This window comes from Streptomyces sp. NPDC096040 (genome assembly GCF_040303265.1).
GTDB lineage: Bacteria > Actinomycetota > Actinomycetes > Streptomycetales > Streptomycetaceae > Streptomyces.
Map to the genome: position 1 here is coordinate 189335 of NZ_JBEOTA010000002.1, position 22527 is coordinate 211861.

Genomic DNA, 22527 nt, shown 5'->3' on the forward strand with positions numbered 1-22527 from the left:
CCGGGGTCGCCCCGGGATGCCGACGGCCGGAAACCGCCGCTCCATGGAATAGGGGCCCGAGCCGACCGGAACCAGGAACGAATGAGCAGGAAAGGCTGGGAGTCACATGCGACAGCGCCAACTGGGAGATCTGCGGGTTTCCGCCATCGGCCTCGGCTGCATGGGAATGTCCGCCTTCTACGGCACCACGGACCAGGAAGAGGGCGCGCGGACCATCCACCGCGCGCTGGACCTCGGGATCACCTTCCTCGACACCGCGCAGCTCTACGGGCCGCTGACCAACGAGACGCTGGTCGGCGAGGCGATCCGGGGGCACCGGGACGAGTACGTGATCGCCACGAAGTTCAACTTCCGGATGGACAACGCCGTCCCCGGTGACATGAGCACCGTCGGCCGCCAGGACGGCTCGGCCGAGCACGTCCGCAGTTCGGTGCACGGCTCGCTCCAGCGTCTCGGCACCGACCACATAGACCTCTACTACCAGCACCGCGTCGACCCGAACGTGCCGATCGAGGAGACCGTCGGCGCCATGGCCGAGCTGGTCGCCGAGGGCAAGGTGCGGCACATCGGGCTGAGCGAGGCGAGCCCCGAGACGATCCGGCGGGCCCACGCGGTCCACCCGATCGCGGCCGTGCAGACCGAGTACTCGCTGTGGACGCGTGACCCGGAGGACGAGGTGATCCCGACCTGCCGTGAGCTGGGCATCGGGTTCGTGCCGTACTCCCCGCTGGGCCGTGGCTTCCTGGCCGGCCGGTTCTCCTCCCCCGACGACCTCGACGCGAACGACTGGCGCCGCACCGGTCCCCGCTTCACCGGCGACAACCTGGAGGCGAACCTGCGGCTCGCCGACAAGGTGAAGGAGATCGCCGCTGAGAAGGACGTGACCCCGGCCCAGCTGGCCCTCGCCTGGGTGCTGGCCCAGGGCGACGACATCGTCCCGATCCCGGGCACCAAGCGCCGTACCTACCTGGAGCAGAACGCCGGCGCCGTCGACGTCGAACTGACCAAGGAGGACCTGGCCCGCATCGTCGCCGAGATACCGAAGGCGGCGGGCGAGCGCTACGACGAGTCCGGGATGCGGAGCGTGAACCTCTAGGACCGTTCGGGGTGGCCGCTCGATCCGGGGTGGCGCACGCTGGGGGCATGGGGAGCTGGCAGAGCAGTGCGGCGGGGCTTCGGCAGTCATGGCAGTCGTCCCACGCGCTGCTGTTGCTCCCGGTGCTGCTCATCCTGGTGATCACGGTGGCGGACCTGCGCTCGCCCGAGGACATCCATCTGGGCCCCACCCTGGTCATCGCCCCCGCGCTCACCCCGTCCTTCGCCGGTCCCCGGACGACCGCGCTGGTCGGGGCACTCGCGGTGACCGCCCAGGTGCTGATTGCCGTGCTCCACGGCGGGCTGACCACCGCCAACCACATCGTGCAGATCGTCACCCTCGTCCTGCTCTCGGTGATCGTGGTGATCTACAGCGCCGTCCGCGAGCGGCGCCGCGCCCAGCTGGCCCAGGTCCGCACGGTCGCCGAGGCCGCGCAGCACGTGCTGATGTGGCCGCTGCCCGAGCACATCGGCCCGCTGCGGATCGCCTCGCTGTATCTGGCCGCCGAGGACGAGGCGCAGATCGGCGGCGATCTGTACGCGGCCACCCGTCGCGACGGCGAGGTCCGCGTCCTGATCGGCGACGTCCGGGGCAAGGGGCTGTCGGCGATCGGGGAGGCGGCGCTACTGCTCGGCGCCTTCCGGGAGTCCGCCCACCGACATGTCACCCTGCCGGACCTGGCGGCCGCCCTGGAGCAGAGCGTGCAGCGCTACGCGGCGGACCTGGAGCCCGTGGAGGAGGCGGGCGAGCGGTTCGTCACCGCGCTGCTGGTCGAGATCCCCGACGAGGACCCGGTCACCAGGATGACCAGCTGCGGCCATCCGCCGCCCCTGCTGCTGAGCCCGGGGCACGCGGTCACCGTCCCGAGCCTGCATCCGTCGCCGCCGCTGGGGGTGCACGGTACGGGCGGCACCGAGCACACCCTGGACGTGTTCTCCTTCGAGCCGGGCGACACCCTGCTGCTCTACACCGACGGTGTCGTCGAGGCGCGGGACGCGCAGGGCCGTTTCTACCCGCTGGCGGAGCGGGTCGCGCAGTGGACGGACGCCGCTCCCGAGGCACTGATGCACCACCTCCGGCGCGATCTGCTGGCGCATGTGGGCGGACGCCTGGGCGACGACGCGGCCCTGATCGCCCTGCACCGCACTCCGACGACCGAGCACCGCCGCCACCACGGCATCCTCGGCCACGGCGCCGCCCGGCCGTGAACGGCCCCGGCACCCCGGCCCTCGGAACCCCGGTCCTCAGAACCCCGGTCCTCAGAACCCCGGTCCTCAGAACCCCGGTCCTCAGAACTCCTTGCTCTGCGACTCCAGGTATGACTTCAGGAAGGTGAACTTGGCGTCGCTGTCCGCCGCCGCGACCGTGCCGAAGTCGGCGCCGAGTTCCATCGTCCGCGGGGTGTCGGTGGCGAGGGCGGGCCGGTCGGTCAGGGAGCTGCCGTTCGGGTCGCCGGTGGCGGCGAAGCGGGCGACGTAGGAGGCGGTGGTGTCGGCGATGTCGTAGTCCTGGGAGGTCCAGGGGCGGTCGGTGCTGTAGAGGTGGCCGAGCAGGTAGTAGACGTCGGAGCTCTGGAAGGCGCCGGTCACCTCGGTGCCGATGACCGGGTTGGTGGCGTCGTGGCCGGGCAGGACACGGGTCCAGAAGTAGGTGTGGACGGGGCCGGAGTTGCCCGCGGTGTCCTTGAACTGGGTCGCCCACAGGAAGGCGGAGACGCGTTCCTCGTCACGGGCTTAGGCGCTGTACTGCTGGGCCGCCGCCGCGTCGCCGTCCGCCGGGTACAGCTCCAGGAAGGTGTCGGCCAGCCCCAGCGGGCCGAACTCGGAGCGGGCGTACGCAATTGTCTTTGGGTCAAAGTCAAGTCGTGAGGGTGGTCTCGACCATTGCTCGAATGTCAGACTCCGCATCGCCTTTCAGAGACAGGGAGTCGACATGCCCGACCTGCAGTCCCCCACCCGCAGACGGACGCTCCGCAAGGCCGTCGCCGCCGCTCTCGGCGCGCTCGCGCTGGTCGTCGCCGTGCCCGCCACCGCGCACGCCGATGTCCTGACGCTGCTCCCGCAGAACGCGGACGGACTGGAGCAGACGTTCTCCCCGGCCTACGACTACGACGGCGACGGCTGCTACACCACCGCCGCGATCGGCGCCGACGGCACCCTCAACCCCGGTCTGGCGCTCGGTGGTGACGTCAACGGCCACTGCCACGACTACGCGCAGCTGGCCAACGCCAACACCTACTCACGCGAGAAGTGCAACAACGGCTGGTGCGCGGTGATGTACGCCAGCTACTTCGAGAAGGACCAGGCGACGTACGGGCCGCTGGCCATCGGCCACCGGCACGACTGGGAACACGTCATCGTGTGGATCCAGAACAACCAGGTCCAGTACGTCTCGGTCTCCCAGCACAGCAGCTACCAGGTGGCGGCCGCCTCGGCGATCCGGTTCGACGGCACCCACCCGAAGATCGTGTACCACAAGGACGGCCTGTCCACCCACGACTTCCGCTTCGCCAACTCCAACGACGACCCGCCGGAGAACGTGACCGGCGGCTGGTTCTTCCCGCGTCTGGTGGGCTGGAACGGCTATCCGGCGGGCTACCGCGACAAGCTGATGAACGCCGACTTCGGCGACGCCACCATCAAGATCAAGGACGGCTCCTTCGAGTCGAACCTGTCCTACTCGATGCCGTCCGGGATCGCCTTCGACCCGTACGCCTGAGTCACTCCCGGCCCTCGACGAGCCGGGCCAGGTTGTCGAGGGCCATCCGGGTGCCCAGTTCGTTGTCCTCGGGGCGGACGCCTTCGGGGATGCCCTCGTGCAGGACCTCGACGTCCGTGCCGCCACCGGCCGCGGTGAGGGCTGTCGTCATCTTCATGGTGCCGTGCACGGCGTCGTCGTCGGTCTCGAAGTCGATGACCTCGACGACGAGGCGGTCCGGGACCAGCCGGGCGAAGTGCCCTCGGTAGGTGTCGGTGTGACCGCCGGACTTCCCGGCGCGGCCGGGGTCGTCGTAGTCGAGGGACACCCGGAACTCGCCGCCCTCCCGGGCGTCGAAGGCGTGGACCCGGGCGGTCATGCCGTCCGGTGCCCGCCAGGCGGCGACCGCCTCCGGGTCGAGCAGCGCCCGGTAGACGGCGGCCGGGGGTGCCTGCATCCGCCGGGTGACGCGCGTGCTGTTCATGCCCTCACGGTAGCCGTCGGACGACCGTGCCGGGGCCTGGAAGGTGAGCCGGGCCCCGGCACGGAACCCGGGGTCACGGCTTGCGGGCGACCGCTCCGTACATCGCGATGTCCTCGTCGCGGATGCCTTCCTCGCCGGTGCCGTCCGGGTGCCACTTGTGCACCTGGACGATGCCGGGCTCGACCAGCTCCAGGCCCTCGAAGAACTCGTGGGCCTCGTCGATGGTCCGCAGCCGCATCGGCATGTTGCGGGCCGCGTACTCGTGGGCGACCCGGCCCACCTCCTCGGGCGCGAACTCGGCGGTGCCGATGGACATCGCCAGATAGCTGCCGGAGGGGAGCGGTTCCAGCAGCCGTCGTACGACACCGACCGCGTCGTCCGCGTCGAGCATGAAGTGCACGATGGCGATCACCGTGAGCGCCACCGGTCGGCCGAGGTCGAGGGTCTCACGCAGCTCGGGGGCGTCCAGGATGGCCGCCGGGTCGCGGAAGTCCGCCTCGATGTAGGCCGTCCTGCCCTCGGGCGTGCTGGAGAGCAGGCCCTGGGACAGGGTGAGGACGATGGGGTCGTTGTCCACATAGACGACCCGGGAGTCGGGGGAGACCGCCTGGGCTATCTCGTGGAGGTTCGGGGAGGTGGGGATGCCGGTCCCCACGTCCAGGAACTGGCGCATCCCCGCTTCCTCGGCGAGCCAGCGCACGGCGCGGTTCATCCAGTCGCGGTTGGCGCGCATGTGGATCGGGAGGGCGGGCCACTCCCGGGACATGGCGTCGCCCGCCTCCTGGTCGGCGGGGTAGTAGTCCTTGCCGCCCAGGATGTAGTCGTAGATCCGGGCGGAGTGCGCGTTCTCGGTGTCGATGCGGTCGGCCGGCCATCCGTTGTCGGGCAACGCCGTGTCTCCCATTCGGGTGAGGTGAGGGGGTGCGGGGGGACTTCGGGGGGGTGGTACAGGTGTGGGCCGTTGCTGAACGATCAGCTATAGCAAGGAAGTTCCAGGAACACGGTTCACATCAGGAAGTCGGCGTCACCCGCCTTCACACCGGACAGGAAACTGGTCATCTCGCGGGGCGTGAAGACCAGCGCCGGGCCGTCGGGGTCGGTCGACTGGCGTACCGCGACCCGGCCGTCGGCGAGCTTCTTCACTTCCACGCAGGCTCCGCCGGCGTCGTCGCTCCACGGCTTGGACCAGCCGCGCGCGCCGAGTTGCCGGGACGGGATGCCGTTGTGTATGGGGTGGTGCACGTCAGAGCTCCTCGCGAATCGCACCGAGGATGACCTCGGTCTTCCTGGCGGGCGCCGCCTGGGCGCCCAACCGGTCCAGGGCCTCGCGATAGACCACGACATCCTCGCTCTTGTCCAGGTAGACGGCGCCCACCAGGCCGTTGAGATAGACGATGTCGGGCAGTTCGCGGGCCCGGAACCGGAAGAGGTGGTACGCACCCGCGCGCATGGCCGGGTGCGGGCCGTTGGCGAACGGCATGATCTGCAAGGTGACGTTGGGCAGCCGGTTGATCTCGACGAGATGGTCGATCTGGGCGCGCATGACCCCGGCGCCGCCGACCGGCCAGCGCAGCACCGTCTCGTCCATCACGACCCAGAGCCTGGGCGGCGCCTCGCGGGTGAGCAGTTCCTGCCGGCGCATACGCAGCGCCACCCGGCGCTCGGTGGCCTCGGCCGGGGCGTGCGGGTTGCCCGCGCCGAGCAGGGCGGCCGCGTACTCCCGGGTCTGCAACAGGCCGTGCACGAACTGGTTCTCGTAGGCGCGGATCTGCAACGCGGCCTGCTCCAGGCTCAGATACGCGGCGAACCAGTCCGGCATCACATCGCGGTAGGTGTGCCACCAGCCGCGCTTGTTGGCCTCGCGCACCGACTGCAGGAAGGTGTCGAGCTCCTGGCGGTCCGTCACGCCGTAGATCTGCAGGAGCTTCTCGGCGTCGGTCAGCCGGAGGCGGGCCACCTTGGCGGCCTCCATCCGGCGGATCGTGGAGTGGCTGACCCCGATCGCGGCGCCCGCCTGCTCGTAGGTCAGGCCCGCCCGGGTCCGCATCTCCTCCAGCTGCCGGCCGAGGATCATGCGCAGGACGGAAGGGGCACCGCCCCAGTCGGTCTCCGAGGTCACGCCCTACCCCCTCACAGCGGGTTTCAGGGACACCGTCTCACGCACTCGTGATCGGTCACGGACTCATTCGATCACTTCTTGTCGGGAGCAGCATGCACTTCACTTCTTGCAATTTTCAACTTGCAGGTTGCGAGGCGATGTTGGCAGATGCCAGAGTGGACCTACTGCTCCGACCGACCAAGGAGCAGGCGAAGCGGTCCAGTTGGGGGAGACTGAGCTGCGATCCGGTGTCGTCCAGGCACGGGTCGTCGTCTGCCCCCCGGGCGGCCCGGGGCGGATGCGACCGCCCAGCCCCCCACGCTGCGAAGCCGGACGAAAGGCGTACGGCGATGGCCCCGCCCTCTCTCCCCCAGCCGCTCGACCGACTGCCCGACGACCGGATACCCGGTCGGCCCCGACCGGCCCTCGCGGCCGGTGCCGAGGGACCGCACCGCCCGTCGGACGCGACGGACATTCCCCGACCACCCGGAGGCGAACGCCTCGGTCGACTCCCTGGGCCGCAAGGCCTCGACCGGTTCGCCTCCGGGGACCGGCCCCTCCCGCACAGCCTGGCGTTCGACCTGGCGCCGACACCGCGGGCGGTGGGCAACGCCCGCCGCAGCGTGGGCGAGCTGCTGGCCTCGTGGGGCGTGTGCGAGGAGGCCTGCGACAACGCGGTCCTGGTGACCTCCGAACTGGTCACCAACTCGATCGTCCACTCGGCCGGCCGGCGGATCATATGCCGGGTGCACGCCGCCCCTGACCGGATCCGTATCGAGGTCGAGGACCAGAGCGGGAGCTTCACACTCCCGGTGCCCCGGCAGGCCAGACCCGACGAGCAGAACGGGCGCGGGCTGTTCCTGGTCGACGCGCTCAGCCTCGACTGGGGCGTCACGGTCGCACCAAAGGGATCCTCCGCACGCGTCGTCTGGGCCGAGCTGTCGACGGCACCGGACTGACATCCCCCACACACTCAGAAAGCCCGTCGTCTCATGAACCGTCCCCCCACGCCTGAACTCGCGGCCGACCCGTCCTGGACCCGCACCCGTCCGAAGCCCGGCCCGGAACAACCCCACACCACCCCGGCCGGCTGACCCCGCTCCCTGTCCCGCCCCGCGGCCCGGGCCTCTTGCGAGGTCCGGGCCTCGGCGTGCCCGGGGCGGGGGCGCCCGGCACGGGATGCGGTCGCCGGGGTGGCGCCCGGGCGAGGCGTGCCTGCTGGTCCTGGAGGCCGCGCTGCACGGCTGACGCCCGGAGCGCCGCGTGGTCCTGGCGTCCACCCCGTGCCGGCCGGGGACGTGGGCGCCGCCAGTCGACGGCGGCGAGGGCGGGTACGGCGTCCTGCCCGCCGAACCCGACGCCCGGGCGGCAAGGCCGCCGCTGCCCGGAAGTGCGAAAGCCGTCGAAGGGACGACGACCGCGGACCGGTCCGGGCCCGGGCCCGGGCGGGTGCCGGTCACTGTGTGGCATGCGTCAGCAATGCCGTTGCCGCGGAGCGCAGTTGGGCCGCCGCGGCCGCGCAGGCCGACGCCTGTCGTTCCAGGGTGGCTCCGCTCCATTCCGGTGCCTCGGCGCAGCCGCGCAGGGTGACGGCGGCACCGCGCAGCCGCTGTGCATAGCCGTCCATGCGGTCGGCATCGACTCTCAAGTCGTTGACGTACGCGAGGAGTTCGGGGGCGGCGGTGGCGGGACGGGATTCGGTCACCATGGGGCGCACCTGTTCTCGGGCTCAGCGCGGCAGCAGCGCGCCGGCGCTTCTGTGGGCGATGAACCGTGGGCTGGTCAGGACGAACCCGGGCCGGACGGTGTCGAGTTCGAGGATCTGGAGGTGGCGGGCCAGCGGTCCGTGCCCGCCGTCGAGCCGCAGCCGTACCCGCGGGCGGGTGTGGACACGCGGTCGGCCGGCGGCACGGACCAGGGTGCGTACGGCGCTGTCGCCCCGGCGCCCGTAGAGCACCCAGTCCGGCTCCGGACAGCGCACACCGGGGCCGAGGCTGCCCTCGACGCTCAGGCCCAACTCCGGTGCCTCGACCCGGAGTTCGTGTCCCTGCAGGGCGACCTCGGCGGATCCGTGCACGGCCGGCTGCGCCCAGAGCTCCTCGGCCACCGCCCGCGCCTCCTGGGTGCCGACGGCGACGGCGACGACGTATCGCCCGGTGCGGCGCAGGTCGACGCGGCGCAGCAGGTCCCTGGCCAGGTCGTAGGCGTGCGGCCGCCACAGGTCGTCGACCACGACGGACAGGCCGAGTTCGGTGTAGGGGCCGATGGTGGTGCAGCGGTGCTCGTAGAGGGAGAGCACGGCGAGGGCGCGGCGGCCGAGGCGGGTGGGGGCCATCCAGGTGGCGTCCGGCAGCAGGCTTCGGGCGACGTCGGTGTCGACCGGGTAGCACAGGTGGGCGGCTGAGGAGTCGTAGTAGCGGACCGGCACGTCGACCGGGCCCGCCGAGGTGGGGACGCTGCTGGTGGGGACGGTCAGCAGGGGGTAGCCCTCGGGCGGGCGGGCGCGGTCCTTGAGCCGGTAGACGCAGGTGCGTTCGACCGGGCCGCGATAGGGGGTGAGGGCCTGGTCGACGTCCTGGGTGACCTGTGGGATCACCGTCTCCAGGTGGTCGATGTAGACGCGGAGCAGGTGGCAGCGCGGGAACTCGTGGTCGGGGCCGGTGTAGTCGGCCCGGTACCGGTTGGGGTGCGGGTCGAACGCGGGGCCCGCGCTACGGCTGTCGAGGACCGGGACGATGTCGTGCCGGTTGGTGATGCCGGCGACCCAGGTGCGCGGGTCGGCGGGTTTCCTGTCGCCGATCGGGGAGCCGACGGCGACCACGTGGGTGACCCGGTATGCGCGGCAGAACTCGTCGTCCTGCGCGAGGTTCAGCAGCGCGGTGCCGCCCTCGCCGTGCCCGACGAGCGCGAGGTCGGCGCCGCGCGGGACGCCGTGCTCCCGGATCGCCAGCAGGATCGAGCGGGTGTAGGGCGAGTCGGTCGTGAACAGGTTGCGCCAGGCGCCGGCGAAGTCCTGCGGGGAGTCGCCGCGGGGGCGGCCGGGGGCCGTGCCGGGCGCCTCGACGACGTACCGGAGCACACCGTCGGGGCCTCGCACCTCCTGGACCAGGACGCGGCCGTCGGTGGCGAGGACGTCCATGGTGCGCAGGAAGGCGAGCAGGGAGCCCTCGGCGGCGATGCCCTGGGCCTCCAGGGCGGACGGTTCGACGGCCTGGACGGCGCCTTCATCCCGGTCCATGACGGAGGGATGGGCGGCGCTGACGCCCCGCACCGGGCCGGCGGTCAGCTCACGGCCGGCGACGAGCGCCCAGGCGGTCTCGTCGTTGATCGGGTCCTCGTCCAGCAGGCCGCGAATGGCGAGGAGTTCGGCCAGGACGGGGGCCATTGCGGACAGGGCCCGTTGGGCACCCTGGTCCTTGAACAGGGTCCGCAGCGCACGAACGGCCTCCCGGTCGTGGTCGGCGGTGACCGCGGCCGTCAGCCTGCGCATGCCCGGGTCGTGCCCGAACTCGGGGTGGTCGAGCAGGACGGCGGCGATCCTCAGCCGCAGCGAGGTGACCGCCACCAGCGCGGCCAGGCTCTCCCGGCCCAGCGCCTCCCCCGCCGCGCCGAGCAGACGGCCCATGCCGTCCGGTGCCACGATCGCCGAACCGCCGAGCCCCTGCCGGTTGGTGAGCGCCCGCAGCAGCGCCCAACGGGCGGCGTAGCCGGTGCGCGGGCGACGGCGCGCGGAGCTGGTCAGCGCCGGTGCGAACAGGACGGAGCTGGTCCGTGCGCAGACCTCGCGGATGCCCTCGGCGACGTCCACGACCTCACGGGCGCACTCCCGCAGCAGTTCGTTCGCGGGCGGCCCGGAGGCATGCCGATGCGCTGCCATCCGACGCTCCCTGGGATCGACGACATGGCCTCGTCCCATCGTGTGCCCTGGACCCGGCGCCCGCACCTTCGTCCCACGGGGTGACGGAGAGGACGTCAGGCGTCGTCGGCGAGTCCGGCGGCGATTGTCGCCCCGAGTTCCCAGCACGCCTCGATGTCGGCCTTGCCCGGCTCGCCGGTCACCGTGACCGGCCGGGCCGCCGCGCGCCAGCCGAGGCCGGTGGTGATGGCGTCGAGGGCACGCAGGGCGCCGGTGACGTCGTTGCCGCCGTGCACATAGGCGCCGAAAGGACGGCCCTGCGTCTCGTCCAGGCATGGGTAGTAGATCTGGTCGAAGAAATGTTTGAGGGCGCCGGAGACATATCCGAGATTGGCCGGGGTGCCCAGGAGGTAGCCGTCGGCCGCGAGAACGTCGGAGGCCGTGGCGGACAGGGCGGCCCGCCGCACGACCCGCACCCCCTCGATCTCCGGGGTCGTCGCCCCGGAGACCACGGCCTCGAACATGGCCTGGCAGTGCGGTGAGGGCGTGTGGTGGACGATCAGCAAGGTAGACACACCGGCACCCTGCCGCGCCGAGCCCGCCGACGGCAAACGCGCAGGAGGTGCCGTCTGGACCAGGCCGGCCATGAGCCGCGGTACGTCTCCGTCAGGACGAGGTCCAGCGGGTGCGCCACAGCAGCACGAACCCGGAGGCCAGCAGCAGTCCGCCGAGGAGGGCGGGCCAGAGGTGGGCGCCGGTCTCGGCGAGATCGCCCTGGACGGCCTGCGGCTCGGTCTGGGGTGCGGTCGACGGGGTCTCCTGACCCACCGGAGCGGCACCGGCCGCGCTCGCCGTGCTGGTCGGGGTCGGGGTTTCGGGCCGCTCGGTCGGCCGGCTGATGTCACCGCCACCCGATGTGGTGCCCGACGACTTCTTGGGTGAACTGCTCGTGTAGACCCTCGGCAGACCGGTGTTGCCGGTGGGGGCGGTTCCCGTGGCGGGCTGGTCGGCCGGGGGCTCGGATGGCTCCGCGCTCTCGGACTCGGCCGGGGGCTCGGAGGGCTGGGCGCTCTCGGACTCGGCCGGCGGGTCGGCCGGGGCCGCCGTGTCGCTCGGCTCGGTGACCGGGCTCGCCGTGTCGGACGGCGGGTTCTCCGGGCTCGCCGACTCGGACGGGACGGGGTCGGCGCTCTGCGACGGCGGCTGCTCGTCGGCCCCCGCCCCGCAGGTGCGACCGGAGTTGATGCAGTCGACCATCTTCCGCATCAGGCTCTCGTCGAAGACGTTGATGAAGTCGCCGTGGTCGGTGACCGGCTTGTGCAGCTGCTCGGGGAACGAGTCCACCGCGAACAGCGGGACCGTACGGCCGCCGTCCTGGAGGCTCGGCGCGTCGACGTCGTAGACGATGCGCTGCACCAGCTGCGGGATCGCCCGGAAACCGGCCGGGCAGCTGCCGTCGGCCGCGGCGAACGCCACGTGGGTGCGGTGGTTGGCGCTGTCGATGTTCCGGCCGTCCCAGCAGCTCTGGAACTTGAACGTGCGTACGACGTCACTGCCCGAGGGACAGAGCGGGTACTTGTCCTTGAGCTGCCGGTCCTCGAAACCGGTGCAGCTCCAGGAGGCGTTGGCGTTGGCCGGGCCGTTGACGAAGGCCTTGGCGTCGCCGGTGATGATGCGCAGCAGCCGCGGCATCTCGGTGACCTTGGAGCTCGGGTTGCCCTCGAAGGTGAGCGTGACCTCCTTCGCCGTCACGATCTGACCGGCGTTGCCCTCGGTGCCGCCACCCGGCTTCTCGGCGTCCCGCTCCTGCCTGCCGTTCTGCAGCCGCAGTACGGGCCAGTAGTACGTGGACTTGTCGCCCTGGTCCGCGCAGCTCGTGTCGGCGTTCGCGAGGTCGTCGTCGCTGGCGAAGGCGTTGTTGGACTGGTTGCCGACGTAGTCGTGGAAGTGGTGGGCGCCGTTGGAGACACCGGGCGCGACGATCACGTTGTCCGAATTGAACAGGCCGTTCGCGTTGACACCGCAGCTGGAGGCGAAGGTGCCGGTGGAGCCGCCGGGCTGCTCGGCCGGGGTCGTGACGTTGGGCTGGACGGTGGTGATGTCGGCGTAGTCGGCGGCGACCGGGCCGTTGCCACCCTGGCCGCCGACACCGGCGCCGGCGCTGGCGCGCTGGCTCGGCGTGGCGCTGTCCTGCGGCGCCGTTGACTGCCCGCCGCTCTGGTCCGAGGAGCGCAGGGTGCACGCGGCGAGGTCGTCGAGGCCCTGGGGGCGGCGGTCGCCCTCGCGGTCGACGGCGTCGGCGATCCGCTGGAGGGATTCGGACCGCTTCTCCTTCAGCGGATCCAGGATCGTCCGGTCGGCGAGGCCGGGGTTCTGCTGGATCGCCGCGGCGGACTCCTTGAGCTGCTGGTAGGCGGCCGCGATCTGCTGGTCCAGCTGCGCGAGTTCACCGTCGACGTCGGCCCGGGCCCCGTCGGGCACGTCCGTCAGCCGGCTGCCGATGTCGGGGCAGTACACGGTGGGCGCGGACAGCACCTGGCCGGTGGCGATCTGCCCGGACTGCTGGTCCGAACCGCCTTCGGTGGCCGAGGCGTAGACGTTCACCGCGACCAGTACTCCGCCGCCGAGCATCAGCGCGACCGCTGCGAAGGTCGCGCGTTGTGCGCCGGTCGGGCGTCTGCGCCTGTTGGGTCTCAAGGTCGTTCCCCTGCGTGTCGGTCGGCCGGACATGGAAATCCCCCGTCACATACGCAGCGTGGCGCCACCGTGTTCAACGGTCCCGCGAATTCACGGTGACCTCACAGGAAGCGCCCCCTTGGGCGGCGGTCTGGTCCCGAACGCTACGACGAACATCACAAATACGTATCGGACATTACGCACGTCAACCTTCACACGAGTGACACAAGTTGGCTAAGTTGACGGGCAAGCCGCTCGGCTCCCCCCGGCGAATCCCGTCGGGCCGCGCGGCCTCCGCCGAATCCGGTGCCCAACGGGGCGATCCGGAGCCGGGGACCCAACCGAACCACTGGGGTGAATCGGCCAACTGCCCTTAGGGGCAAGGGCCGTAGGGCATGCCTTCCGGATCGACCCGCCCGAACCCGACAGCTAACTCGGTAGGCGGAGCACGGAAGGAGCACGACCCCCATGGCGCCCGAGAGCCGTGACGAGGTTCGACAGCGGATCGACAGCCTCTACGACCAGGCCGAGAACGCCACCGGGAACTACAACGCCACACGTGCGATGAACGGGGGCTCGCGGTCCCGCGGTGTCCCGCTCTTCAAGCGGCCCCGGCGTGACGACCCGGGCCTCGACAACATCGCCCGGGAGTGGTTCGACAGCGCGCGCTCGCGACTGGGGCCGAGTGTCCCGGCGGCGCTGCCCGCCGACCGGCAGCCCGCGCGGCCCGGCCCGCGGCGGCCAGTCAGCGCCATGGCCGCCGACCTGCTCGGCCAGTTGGAGGGCTCCGGCCCGTCCCGGCCCGAGCTGACCGCGGGACCGGCCGCGAACAGCGACATCGAGGTCGTCCGCGAGCTGACCGAGCGCCCGAAGCTGGAACTGACGGCCGGGTCCCCCGCGGCGCTGCCGCCGGGACCGTCGAGTGCGCCCAAGGCGCTGCCGGCCGTCGCCGCGCCGCAGCGCCAGGCGCCGGGCACGTCCAAGACCAAGAACCAGCTGAAGATCGCCAAGGCGCGTGAGCTGCTGTCCCAGCGCACCGGACAGCGCGCGATCGCGGCGCTCGAACCGCCCGCGCCCGCCCCGGTCCCGCAGCCCGCGCCGGTCGCGCAGTCCCCCTGGCCGACGCCCGGGGCACAGATCCCGGCGCAGCAGTGGCCGGCCGCCGCCGGCATGCCCGGACAGTACGGCGACACCGGCGCCTTCCGGACCGACGCCCTGACCGGTACGGGCGCCTTCCCGGCGGTGACCGTGACGGAGACGGGTGCCATACCGGTGGTGCCCGCGACGGACACCGGCTCCTTCCAGGTCATGACCCCGGGCGCCGGCCGGCCCATGTCCCCGGCGGACACCGGCGGCTTCCGCATCATGACCCCGGGCCGTACGGACACCTTCCCGGCCGTCTCCCCCACCAACGCGAGTGCCACACCGACCGCGAGCCCGGGCGACACCGGTTCCTTCCGGGTCATGACGCCCGGCGCCACGGGTACGTTCCCGATGCCGGACGACACGGGCGCCTTCCCGACCGCGGCCCCCATGAACACCGGCGCCTTCCCGACCGCAGCGCCCGCCATGCCGGCGGCGGCCGCTTCGGCTCCGATGGACACCGGCCCCTTCCAGGGCATGATGCCGGCCGCGACCGCCGCCTACGTCAGCGCGCCCCCGGCCGCCGCGGAGACCGTTTATCCCGCTTATCCCGCCGCCGCATACGCCATGTCGTCGGACGACTGGGGCACCGGCGCCTTCCCCGCGGCGCCCGCCGCCGACATGGGCGCCTACGCCGCCGGAACGCAGCCCGCGGCCGCCGCCTACACCACCGCCCCGGCGGCGACGCCCACGGCCGTGACGGACCCTCCCTGGGCGATGATGGCGTCCGCCGCAGCGACGACCGCGCCCCCCATGACCATGGCCACCGCCGCCCCAGCCGCTCCGGCTCCGCTCCCCCCGGCAGCCCCGGTAGTCACCGCGCCCATCCCGACCGCACCCCCGATGATCACCGCCCCGCTCCCCACCACGCCCCCAGCCACCACCGCAGCCACCTTCGCCCCCGGAGCCGTCGCCGACACCGGTTCTCTCCTCGTGCCCGGCTCCGCCGCCGAGTCCGGGAAGGCCATGAAGGCGCTGGCGTTCGCACGGGCGCAGATCGGACGGCCCTGTGTCTGGGGGGCGACGGGACCGGAGTCGTACGACTGCTCCAGCCTGACCCAGGCCGCCTGGCGGGCCGCAGGGGTGTCGCTGCCGCGCAGCGCGCAGGAGCAGACCTTCGCCGGCACCCCGATGCCCCTGTCCGCCATCGAACCGGGTGACCTGGTCTTCTTCTTCGACAACGACAGCCACGTCGGGGTCTACGCGGGCAACGGCATGATGATCCACGCGCCGAGCCCGGGGGCGTCCATCCGCGAGGAGTCGATCTACAACGCCGGGGAGTCGGCGATCCACCGGGTGGTCCGCCCGGCCTGATCCCCGGCCGTCGAGGTCGTCGGGTCGTCGGGGTCAGACCCTCCGCCGCCGCGTGCGCCAGCTCTCGTGGTGGTCCAGGAGGGTCTCCTCGACGGGCCGGTAGGTGAGGCCCAGCTCGTGGACGCTGCGGCTGTTGTCGACGCGGAAGCGGATGCCGAGGTGCTTGCGTATGTAGTCCTGGGTGAGGCCGAAGTACGGGCCCAGGATGCGTACCGGCCAGTGCGGAAGCGCGGTGCGCGGCAGGCGCGGATCCCAGGGGCGGCGCGTGCGGATGATCCGGGACATCTCGTGGAAGGACGTCATGGTCTCGTGGGCCACGATGTAACGGCCCCTGGCCGCCGGGTTCTCGGCCGCCGCGATGTGCGCGTCGGCCACGTCGCGGACGTCCGCGGTGGTGAAACTGAAGTCCGGGGCGCCGTAGCAGAAGTAGCCCTTGAACAGCTCGTCCAGCAGGAACAGGCTGCCGGACTCGGAGGCGGGCGTGAGCGAAGGGCCCAGGATCAGGCCGGGGTTGACGGAGACCATGCGCCAGCGGTCCTGGGCGGCCTCGGCGTCCCAGACGGCGCGTTCGGCGACCGTCTTGGCGTAGTGGTAGGGGTTGTCGGCCACCGTGCTGGTGGTGTTGAAGTACTGCTCCGTGAGGATCTCGCCTGCCATCCCGCGGACGTCGCAGTAGTCGCCGAAGATCGCGCCCACGGTGGAGGTGAAGACCAGGGTCGCCACCTCCGGGATGCGCTCCACGCTCGCGAGCACGTTGCGGGTGCCGAGCAACGCCGGTTCCACGACGTCCCGTTGGCCGTCCTTGATCCGCTCCGGCATCAGGAACGGCGAGGCCACGTGGAAGACGGTCGCACAGCCGCGGAACGCCTCGTCGAAGGAGCCGTCCTTGAGCAAGTCGGCCTCGAACAGGGCGAGTCGGCCGGGGAAGGCCTCCTGGAGTTCCCACAGGGGCCGGACCTTGGCGACGTCGGAGGCGCTGCGGACGGTCGCGTGGACCCGGTAGCCCCGCTCCAGCAGCCTGCGTACCAGATGGCTGCCGACGAATCCGCTGCCGCCGGTCACCGCGACGGTCGTCTCCCCGCGTGCGTCCACACTGTCACCCCTCGCCGTCCGGCCACCGCGCCTCGGTACGCCGCGGAGGACAGGGTGGTGCATGCCCGGGGCGCCCGCCAAGCACCAGGAGGAGGGCTGTACCCTCTCCGGGGCATAAGCTGGCACCGACATAGGTCATAAGGTCGCCTTATGAGGTCATAGACCGGACCCGTGTACTAACTTAGGACTGCCTTAGTTTAGGCTTCCCGTTCGAGATCGAATGTCCTCACTCGAAGGGAACCTGATCATGCCGCGCCCCCTGCGGGTAGCCATCGTCGGAGCCGGCCCCGCCGGGATCTATGCCGCCGACGCCCTGCTCAAGTCCGCGGTGGCCGCCGAGCCCGGCGTGTCCATCGACCTCTTCGAGCGGATGCCCGCCCCCTTCGGCCTGATCCGTTACGGCGTCGCCCCCGACCACCCGCGCATCAAGGGCATCATCACGGCCCTGCACCAGGTGCTCGACAAGCCGCAGATCAGGCTCTTCGGCAATGTGGACTACCCGACCGACATCAGCCTCGACGACCTGCGCACCTTCTACGACGCCGTGATCTTCTCCACCGGCGCGACGGCCGACCGGGAGCTGCGCATACCCGGCATCGAGCTGGACGGATCCTACGGCGCCGCCGACTTCGTCTCCTGGTACGACGGCCACCCCGACGTACCGCGCACCTGGCCGCTTCACGCCGAGAAGGTCGCCGTCCTCGGTGTCGGCAACGTGGCCCTGGACGTGGCCCGCATCCTCGCCAAGACCGCCGACGAGCTGCTGCCGACCGAGATCCCGCCGAACGTGTACGAGGGCCTGAAGGCCAACAAGGCGCTCGAGGTGCACGTCTTCGGCCGCCGCGGCCCGGCGCAGGCGAAGTTCTCCCCGATGGAGCTGCGGGAGCTGGACCACTCCCCCAACATCGAGGTCATCGTCGACCCCGAGGACATCGACTACGACGAGGGCTCGATCGAGACCCGGCGCGGCAACAAGCAGGCCGACATGGTCGCCAAGACGCTGGAGAACTGGGCGATCCGCGATGTCGGCAACCGCCCGCACAAGCTCTTCCTGCACTTCTTCGAGTCCCCCTCGGAGATCCTCGGCGAGGACGGCAAGGTCACCGGTCTGCGCACCGAGCGCACCGCCCTGGACGGCACCGGCAACGTCAAGGGCACCGGCGAGTTCAAGGACTGGGACCTCGGTGCGGTCTACCGCGCCGTCGGCTACCTCTCCGACAAGCTGCCCAAGCTGCCCTGGGACATCGACTCGGGCACCGTCCCGGACGAGGGCGGCCGGGTCATCGAGGAGAGCGGCAAGCACCTCCAGTCGACCTACGTCACCGGCTGGATCCGGCGCGGCCCGGTCGGCCTGATCGGCCACACCAAGGGCGACGCCAACGAGACGGTGTCGAACCTGCTGGACGACCACGCCAACGGCAGGCTGCACACCCCCGCGTCGCCCGCGCCGGAGGCCGTGGACGCCTTCCTCGCCGAGCGCAACGTCCGCTTCACCACCTGGGAGGGCTGGTACAGGCTGGACGCCGCCGAGCGGGCGCTGGGCGAGCCGCACGGCCGTGAGCGCGTGAAGCTCGTCGAGCGCGAGGACATGCTCCGGGAGAGCGGCGCCTGACGCGACACCGACCTGCTCGAACAGGGGGCCGACGGACGCCGTCGGCCCCCTATCGTGTTCACCGTCAGCCCGGTGAACGGGGCCCGCCCCTGAGCGGATGGGCGGGCGGGCCCCGTTCACCGCGCCATTGTCCGGGGTATGCCTGATCGGGGGCACGGGTGAACCGGCGTCATACGACGCACACGGCGCACACCCCGGGTGCGGGGCGCGTTCCCCGTGCGCGGGCGGCCCCCGCCCGGTGGGACACGCTCCCGGGCGGTGATACTGGAAGGCACACCCGCTCCCATCAGCAGATTGGCCCATGTCGAACTCCGCCACCGACCGTGCCGTCCTTCCGCCGACCGTCTGGGCCGCCCACGGCCGCCACACGGGTCCTGACTCCGAGAAGGTGATCCGCCGGATCCTGCGCCACCGCAAGGAGACCGGCGCCCTCGACGACTTCGTCGAACCCGCCGTGCCCGAGGACTCCGACCGGCGGGTCTTCGAGGCCCGCTGGCGCGTCGACGACGGCACGGTGACGGCGCGCGCCCGGCTGACCCTCGTATCACAGCAGGCCGGGCGGGAGTGGCAGCTGGTCGCTGAGGCCGAGCGGCCCTGGGACGAGGCCTGGCCCTCCCCGGCGACGATGTTCTGGCCCGACGGCGACGAGGCCGGTGACGGCGGCGAGGCCGCCTGGGACTACCACCCGGCCGTCGCGGGCCTGCGGCTGCGCACGGTCAATCCGCTGCCCGCCGACGACAAGGAGATGCGCCGGGTGCTGCGCGACGCCGCGAAGGACGCCTGGTGCGTCAACCTCGTGGTGCACGAGGCGATGACGCCCGACGCGCTCGGCCGCCTGCCGCTGGTCCGGCAGCTGCCGCCCGGCCTCGCCCACCGTGTCGTGGAGCACCGGGCCACACCCCAGCAGTTCCGTGCCGTCAACTGGGCGGTACGTGACCTCGGCGTCGAAGTGCCGCGCGGCGGTGCCGTCCTGCTGCCCCCGGACCCGGCGCCGTCCGGCTACGACCCGCGGGAGTACGCGGTGCGCAGCGTCTTCCTGGACGGCTCGGAGCCCGCCGAGCTGGTCGCCGCCCTGATCCGGTTCGCCGCGCTGCCCAAGCCCGCGCCGCAGGGCGCCGAGGAGGCGCTGGCCGATCTGCGCGACAACTGGACCCTGATGACGCTGGAGGAGGAACTGGCACGCGAACGCGAGCGGGTCGCCCAGTACGCCGAGGCCCTGGAGGCCATGACCAGGTCCCGCGACCTGTACCGGGAGGCCGCCGAGCGGGCCGACGAGGCACTCGCCGCGCTCCGCGACACACCCGCCCCCGCCGCGCTCGCGCCCCAACCCGCCTCCCCCTTCCAGCAGTTGACCCGTGTGTTCAAGGGGCTGCGGCCGCCGAAGGAGAATGCCGAGCCGGCGGCCATGGCGGAGGACGAAACCGGGAAGACGGACCGGTGAGGAACCCCGGGCCGGACCGGGGCCGGACGACAGGACAGCCATGGACACCACCACGACCGTGCTCGTGATCTGCGCGATCGTCGCGGCGGCCCTGCTCGCCGGGGCGGTCACGGTACTCGTACGACTTGTCCGCACCCGGAGCACCCTGCGCCGGGCCGGGCTGCCGACCGGACCGCGCTGGGTGTTCTGGGGCGCTGTCCTGTATCTGGTGCTGCCGACCGACCTGCTCCCCGACCCGATCTACCTGGACGACATCGGCGTCCTCCTGCTGGCCCTGCGCACGATGCGCGCGGCCCGGGTGCTGCCGACGGAGGATCCGGAACTCTGAGCCGCCCGGGGCAGGACGGTCGCCCGGGTGCGTTCCGTGGGCGTCGTGGCGCATTCTTGCTGTGTCCCCACCGGCGGTGCACGGACGAGGTAGGACCGGATGACTGGGAGCGGCGAGCACCTGGGCCGGGCGCGTGAACGGCTGACCGCGCTGCTGGTCGACGCCTCGACCAGTGCCCTGGGCGCGGCGGGCGGCCATGTCGCCGGGGTGTACCTGCGCTCCAGCCCCCCGGGCCTGCTGCGGCTCGCCACGCTGGTGGGGCTGCCCGCCCCGCTGTTCCGACCCTGGTGGCGGCTGCACATGGACCGCCCGTACCCGGTCGCGGACGCCTACCGGCTCGGGGTGCGGGTGGTGCTGCCCAACGCCACCGAGATGGTGCGCCGCTACCCCCAGTTCGCGGCCGGTCTGCCGTTCCAGTTCGGGTCGGTGTACACGCCCGTGCCCGGGGCGGCGCCGGCTTTCGGGGTGCTCGCGGTGCTGCGTCCGGCGGCCCCGGACACGGAGGACGAGCTGCCCGGCCTGGACCATCTGGGCCGGCTGGCCGAGGACCTGGGGGCCGGGCTGCGCAAGCTGGTGGCCGAGGAGGGTGACGCGGCGGTCGCCTGGGAGGGCGAGCCGGTGTGCGTACGGCCGCCCGCGGCACACCCAGGGACAGCCCGGGCCGGCCGTTTCACCTGGGATCCGGCCACCTCGGCGGTGCGCGCGGACGACCGGCTGCATGCCTTGCTCGGCGTCGCCCCGGAGGACTTCCCCGCCACCGGCGCCGAGCTGGCGGCGGCCGTCACGCCGGCCGACGCCCACCAGGTGCTGACCGCGCTGCGCGAGACCGCGGCCGGCCGGCCGCCGGACTCCCCGCTTCGCGTGTGGGCCGCGGACGGCGCCCCGCGCCTGCTGGAACTGTGGCCGCCGCCCGGCCTCGCGGACCCGACCCTGGTCTCCGGGATCGTCCTCGACCCGGGCCCCGCCGCGTCCGCCGACGGGGTGGTCGATCTGCTCCCCCTGGGCGTGTTCTGCCTGGACCGCTCGGGGCTGCTCCGCTACGTCAACCCGGCCGCCGCCCGCCTGACGGGCCGGCCGGCCGCCGAACTGCTCGGGCGACCCGTGTGGGAGGCCATGCCGTGGCTGAGCGGGCCGCCGTACGACGACCACTGGCGCGGTGCGCTGCTCGCCCCCGACCCGGTGCACTTCCAGGTCCGCCACGGGGACACCGGCGAAGGCGACTGGCTCGCTCTGTCCCTGCACCCCGGCCCCGACCTCATCACCGGCACGGTCGTCCCCGCCCACCGGATCGACCCGGCCGTACATCTGCCCAGCCCGCCGGAGCCGGGCGCGGCGGCCGGTCCGACACCTGCCGGGGGTGCCCCGACGGCTCCGCTGTACCGGCCGATCGCCCTGGCCATCGCGCTGACCGACGCGGTGACCGCACGGCAGGTGTCGGCGGTGGTGATGCAGGAACTGCTCCCGGCCTTCGGCGGCCGCCGGCTGGCCATCTACCTCCTCCAGGAACGGCATCTCTACCTGGCGTGGGAGTACGGCTTCCCGCCGGGCTTCCTCGCCCCCTTCGAGGGCATCGGACTCGACGCCCACGTGCCCGGCGTGGAGACCCTCACCACCGGCAGACCGCTGTTCTTCGAGTCGATGCGGCGACTGGCGGACACCTATCCGGGCCTCGCCCTGGACGCCGCCGAGGGCGCCCGCGCCTTCCTGCCGCTGATCGCCTCCGGCCGCCCGGTCGGCTCCTGCATCCTCGGCTTCGACGTCGAGCGCGGCTTCACCACCGAGGAACGCACGGTCCTCACGGCGCTCGCGGGCCTGATCGCACACGCGATGGAGAGGGCCCAGCGGTACGACACCGAGTCCGCCCTCGCCCGCGGTCTCCAGCAGGCGCTGCTGCCCCGCCGACTGTCGGCCCACCCGCAGGTGGAGACCGCCGGCCGGTATCTGCCGGGCACCCAGGGCATGGACGTGGGCGGCGACTGGTACGACGTCGTCGAGGCCGGCGACGGACTGGCCCTGGTCATCGGGGACGTCCAGGGGCACGGGGTGCAGGCGGCCGCCACCATGGGTCAACTGCGCAGTGCCGTAAGGGCGTTCGCGCTCGGCGACCGGCCGCCCGACGAGGTGCTGAGCGGCACGAACCGTCTGCTCATCGACCTCGACCCGGGTCAGTTCGCCAGTTGCTGCTATCTGCGCCTGGACCCCGCCACCGGGCTGGCCCGGGTCGCCCGGGCCGGTCATCCGCAGCCTCTGCTGCGCGCCCCGGACGGCCGCACCCACGTCCTGGAGATCGCCGGCGGAGTCGTGCTGGGTGTGGATCCGCGCGCCCGGTACCCGGTGACCGAGCTGGTGCTGGAGCCGGACGCGATCCTCGCCCTGTACACGGACGGGCTGGTGGAGCGGCCGGGCGAGGACATCGACGACGGCATCGCGGTGCTGCGGCTGGCCCTGGCGAAGGCCGGGTCGGCGCCGGGCCGGCGCGGCGGCCGCTCGCTGGCCGGGGTGGCCGACCGGCTGACCGCCACGGCCCGGCACGCCACCGACCGCCCCGACGACGTGGCGCTGCTGCTCGCCGCCCTCCGCCCGGCCTCAGGGTAGCGTCGGTTACGGCACAACGGGGTATGAAGCCGGTTACCTCTGGAGACCCTCTCGCCTCGCAGGGCCGGGCAGTGTAGACATGGGCTCATGGTCCG

Annotated in this window: 20 protein-coding genes and 1 riboswitch; of the genes, 9 read left to right on the forward strand and 11 right to left on the reverse strand. The window is 72.3% G+C overall.

The features are described from left to right. Nucleotides 1-106: 106 nt before the first annotated feature. Both ABTY98_RS02700 and ABTY98_RS02705 read left to right on the forward strand, forming a co-directional pair. Nucleotides 107-1096 (forward strand): aldo/keto reductase, encoded by a 990-nt coding sequence (locus tag ABTY98_RS02700; RefSeq protein ID WP_352219042.1) that lies wholly within the window; start codon nt 107-109, stop codon nt 1094-1096. 47 nt (nt 1097-1143) lie between these two features. Next, a complete protein-coding gene (locus ABTY98_RS02705; RefSeq protein WP_352219043.1) occupies nt 1144-2304 on the forward strand; it encodes a PP2C family protein-serine/threonine phosphatase in 1161 nt (386 codons plus the stop codon). Between the two features lie 81 nt (nt 2305-2385). Here the strand turns inward: ABTY98_RS02705 and ABTY98_RS02710 are convergent, their stop codons facing one another. After that, nucleotides 2386-2799, reverse strand: a complete 414-nt coding sequence (locus ABTY98_RS02710) for a carboxylesterase family protein (protein WP_352219213.1) — start codon at nt 2797-2799, stop codon at nt 2386-2388. Nucleotides 2800-2829: 30 nt separating this feature from the next. Then, nucleotides 2830-3003: a hypothetical protein gene (locus tag ABTY98_RS02715; protein ID WP_352219044.1), complete on the reverse strand. Its 174-nt coding sequence runs from the start codon at nt 3001-3003 to the stop codon at nt 2830-2832. A gap of 25 nt (nt 3004-3028) precedes the next feature. On the opposite strand from ABTY98_RS02715, the gene ABTY98_RS02720 reads away from it, so the two are divergent. Then, nucleotides 3029-3814 (forward strand): NPP1 family protein, encoded by a 786-nt coding sequence (locus ABTY98_RS02720; RefSeq protein ID WP_352219045.1) that lies wholly within the window; start codon nt 3029-3031, stop codon nt 3812-3814. A gap of 1 nt (nt 3815) precedes the next feature. Here ABTY98_RS02720 and ABTY98_RS02725 read toward each other — a convergent pair whose 3' ends face one another. The 4 genes from ABTY98_RS02725 to ABTY98_RS02740 all read right to left on the reverse strand — a co-directional run bounded on the left by ABTY98_RS02725 (nt 3816) and on the right by ABTY98_RS02740 (nt 6396). After that, nucleotides 3816-4277: an SRPBCC family protein gene (locus tag ABTY98_RS02725; protein WP_352219046.1), complete on the reverse strand. Its 462-nt coding sequence runs from the start codon at nt 4275-4277 to the stop codon at nt 3816-3818. A gap of 73 nt (nt 4278-4350) precedes the next feature. Further along, entirely contained in the window at nt 4351-5166 is an 816-nt protein-coding gene (locus ABTY98_RS02730; RefSeq protein WP_352219047.1) for an SAM-dependent methyltransferase, read from the reverse strand. Nucleotides 5167-5282: 116 nt separating this feature from the next. After that, nucleotides 5283-5519: a DUF397 domain-containing protein gene (locus ABTY98_RS02735; RefSeq protein ID WP_174856016.1), complete on the reverse strand. Its 237-nt coding sequence runs from the start codon at nt 5517-5519 to the stop codon at nt 5283-5285. A gap of 1 nt (nt 5520) precedes the next feature. Then, nucleotides 5521-6396, reverse strand: a complete 876-nt coding sequence (locus ABTY98_RS02740; protein ID WP_352219048.1) for a Sco1979 family transcriptional regulator — start codon at nt 6394-6396, stop codon at nt 5521-5523. Between the two features lie 329 nt (nt 6397-6725). Here ABTY98_RS02740 and ABTY98_RS02745 point away from each other — a divergent pair, with 329 nt between their 5' ends. Beyond that, nucleotides 6726-7334 carry an ATP-binding protein gene (locus ABTY98_RS02745; protein WP_352219049.1) on the forward strand — a complete coding sequence of 203 codons (609 nt, stop codon included), beginning with the start codon at nt 6726-6728 and terminating at the stop codon, nt 7332-7334. Between the two features lie 497 nt (nt 7335-7831). Here the strand turns inward: ABTY98_RS02745 and ABTY98_RS02750 are convergent, their stop codons facing one another. The 4 genes from ABTY98_RS02750 to ABTY98_RS02765 all read right to left on the reverse strand — a co-directional run bounded on the left by ABTY98_RS02750 (nt 7832) and on the right by ABTY98_RS02765 (nt 12862). Next, entirely contained in the window at nt 7832-8083 is a 252-nt protein-coding gene (locus ABTY98_RS02750) for a hypothetical protein (RefSeq protein ID WP_352219050.1), read from the reverse strand. Nucleotides 8084-8104: 21 nt separating this feature from the next. Beyond that, a complete protein-coding gene (locus tag ABTY98_RS02755; RefSeq protein WP_352219051.1) occupies nt 8105-10252 on the reverse strand; it encodes a hypothetical protein in 2148 nt (715 codons plus the stop codon). Between the two features lie 95 nt (nt 10253-10347). Beyond that, a complete protein-coding gene (locus tag ABTY98_RS02760; RefSeq protein ID WP_352219052.1) occupies nt 10348-10806 on the reverse strand; it encodes a flavodoxin family protein in 459 nt (152 codons plus the stop codon). 91 nt (nt 10807-10897) lie between these two features. Further along, nucleotides 10898-12862, reverse strand: coding sequence for a DUF1996 domain-containing protein (locus tag ABTY98_RS02765; RefSeq protein WP_352219214.1), 1965 nt, complete (start codon nt 12860-12862; stop codon nt 10898-10900). 330 nt (nt 12863-13192) lie between these two features. Then, a riboswitch (cyclic di-AMP (ydaO/yuaA leader) is annotated at nt 13193-13367 on the forward strand. Nucleotides 13368-13375: 8 nt separating this feature from the next. Here ABTY98_RS02765 and ABTY98_RS02770 point away from each other — a divergent pair. Then, nucleotides 13376-15364, forward strand: a complete 1989-nt coding sequence (locus tag ABTY98_RS02770) for a C40 family peptidase (protein WP_352219053.1) — start codon at nt 13376-13378, stop codon at nt 15362-15364. 33 nt (nt 15365-15397) lie between these two features. Here ABTY98_RS02770 and ABTY98_RS02775 read toward each other — a convergent pair whose 3' ends face one another. Next, nucleotides 15398-16456 (reverse strand): NAD-dependent epimerase/dehydratase family protein, encoded by a 1059-nt coding sequence (locus ABTY98_RS02775; protein ID WP_352219054.1) that lies wholly within the window; start codon nt 16454-16456, stop codon nt 15398-15400. 247 nt (nt 16457-16703) lie between these two features. Here ABTY98_RS02775 and ABTY98_RS02780 point away from each other — a divergent pair, with 247 nt between their 5' ends. The 4 genes from ABTY98_RS02780 (at nt 16704) to ABTY98_RS02795 (ending at nt 22432) form a co-directional block, all read left to right on the forward strand. Then, the gene (locus ABTY98_RS02780; protein WP_352219055.1) at nt 16704-18068 is read left to right on the forward strand and encodes an FAD-dependent oxidoreductase; all 1365 of its coding nucleotides are present in this window, start codon (nt 16704-16706) and stop codon (nt 18066-18068) included. Nucleotides 18069-18369: 301 nt separating this feature from the next. Then, nucleotides 18370-19509, forward strand: a complete 1140-nt coding sequence (locus tag ABTY98_RS02785; RefSeq protein ID WP_352219056.1) for a hypothetical protein — start codon at nt 18370-18372, stop codon at nt 19507-19509. 40 nt (nt 19510-19549) lie between these two features. Continuing rightward, nucleotides 19550-19837 carry a YkvA family protein gene (locus tag ABTY98_RS02790; protein ID WP_352219057.1) on the forward strand — a complete coding sequence of 96 codons (288 nt, stop codon included), beginning with the start codon at nt 19550-19552 and terminating at the stop codon, nt 19835-19837. Nucleotides 19838-19936: 99 nt separating this feature from the next. Further along, nucleotides 19937-22432, forward strand: coding sequence for a SpoIIE family protein phosphatase (locus ABTY98_RS02795; protein WP_352219058.1), 2496 nt, complete (start codon nt 19937-19939; stop codon nt 22430-22432). Nucleotides 22433-22527: the final 95 nt, after the last annotated feature.

Coding starts and splice junctions, on each gene's coding strand:
- ABTY98_RS02700 (WP_352219042.1), top strand. CDS start 107: ATGCGACAGCGCCAACTGGGAGATCTGCGGGTTTCCGCCATCGGCCTC.
- ABTY98_RS02705 (WP_352219043.1), top strand. CDS start 1,144: ATGGGGAGCTGGCAGAGCAGTGCGGCGGGGCTTCGGCAGTCATGGCAG.
- ABTY98_RS02715 (WP_352219044.1), bottom strand. CDS start 3,003: ATGCGGAGTCTGACATTCGAGCAATGGTCGAGACCACCCTCACGACTT.
- ABTY98_RS02720 (WP_352219045.1), top strand. CDS start 3,029: ATGCCCGACCTGCAGTCCCCCACCCGCAGACGGACGCTCCGCAAGGCC.
- ABTY98_RS02725 (WP_352219046.1), bottom strand. CDS start 4,277: ATGAACAGCACGCGCGTCACCCGGCGGATGCAGGCACCCCCGGCCGCC.
- ABTY98_RS02745 (WP_352219049.1), top strand. CDS start 6,726: ATGGCCCCGCCCTCTCTCCCCCAGCCGCTCGACCGACTGCCCGACGAC.
- ABTY98_RS02750 (WP_352219050.1), bottom strand. CDS start 8,083: ATGGTGACCGAATCCCGTCCCGCCACCGCCGCCCCCGAACTCCTCGCG.
- ABTY98_RS02755 (WP_352219051.1), bottom strand. CDS start 10,252: ATGGCAGCGCATCGGCATGCCTCCGGGCCGCCCGCGAACGAACTGCTG.
- ABTY98_RS02765 (WP_352219214.1), bottom strand. CDS start 12,862: ATGCTCGGCGGCGGAGTACTGGTCGCGGTGAACGTCTACGCCTCGGCC.
- ABTY98_RS02770 (WP_352219053.1), top strand. CDS start 13,376: ATGGCGCCCGAGAGCCGTGACGAGGTTCGACAGCGGATCGACAGCCTC.
- ABTY98_RS02780 (WP_352219055.1), top strand. CDS start 16,704: ATGCCGCGCCCCCTGCGGGTAGCCATCGTCGGAGCCGGCCCCGCCGGG.
- ABTY98_RS02785 (WP_352219056.1), top strand. CDS start 18,370: ATGTCGAACTCCGCCACCGACCGTGCCGTCCTTCCGCCGACCGTCTGG.
- ABTY98_RS02790 (WP_352219057.1), top strand. CDS start 19,550: ATGGACACCACCACGACCGTGCTCGTGATCTGCGCGATCGTCGCGGCG.
- ABTY98_RS02795 (WP_352219058.1), top strand. CDS start 19,937: ATGACTGGGAGCGGCGAGCACCTGGGCCGGGCGCGTGAACGGCTGACC.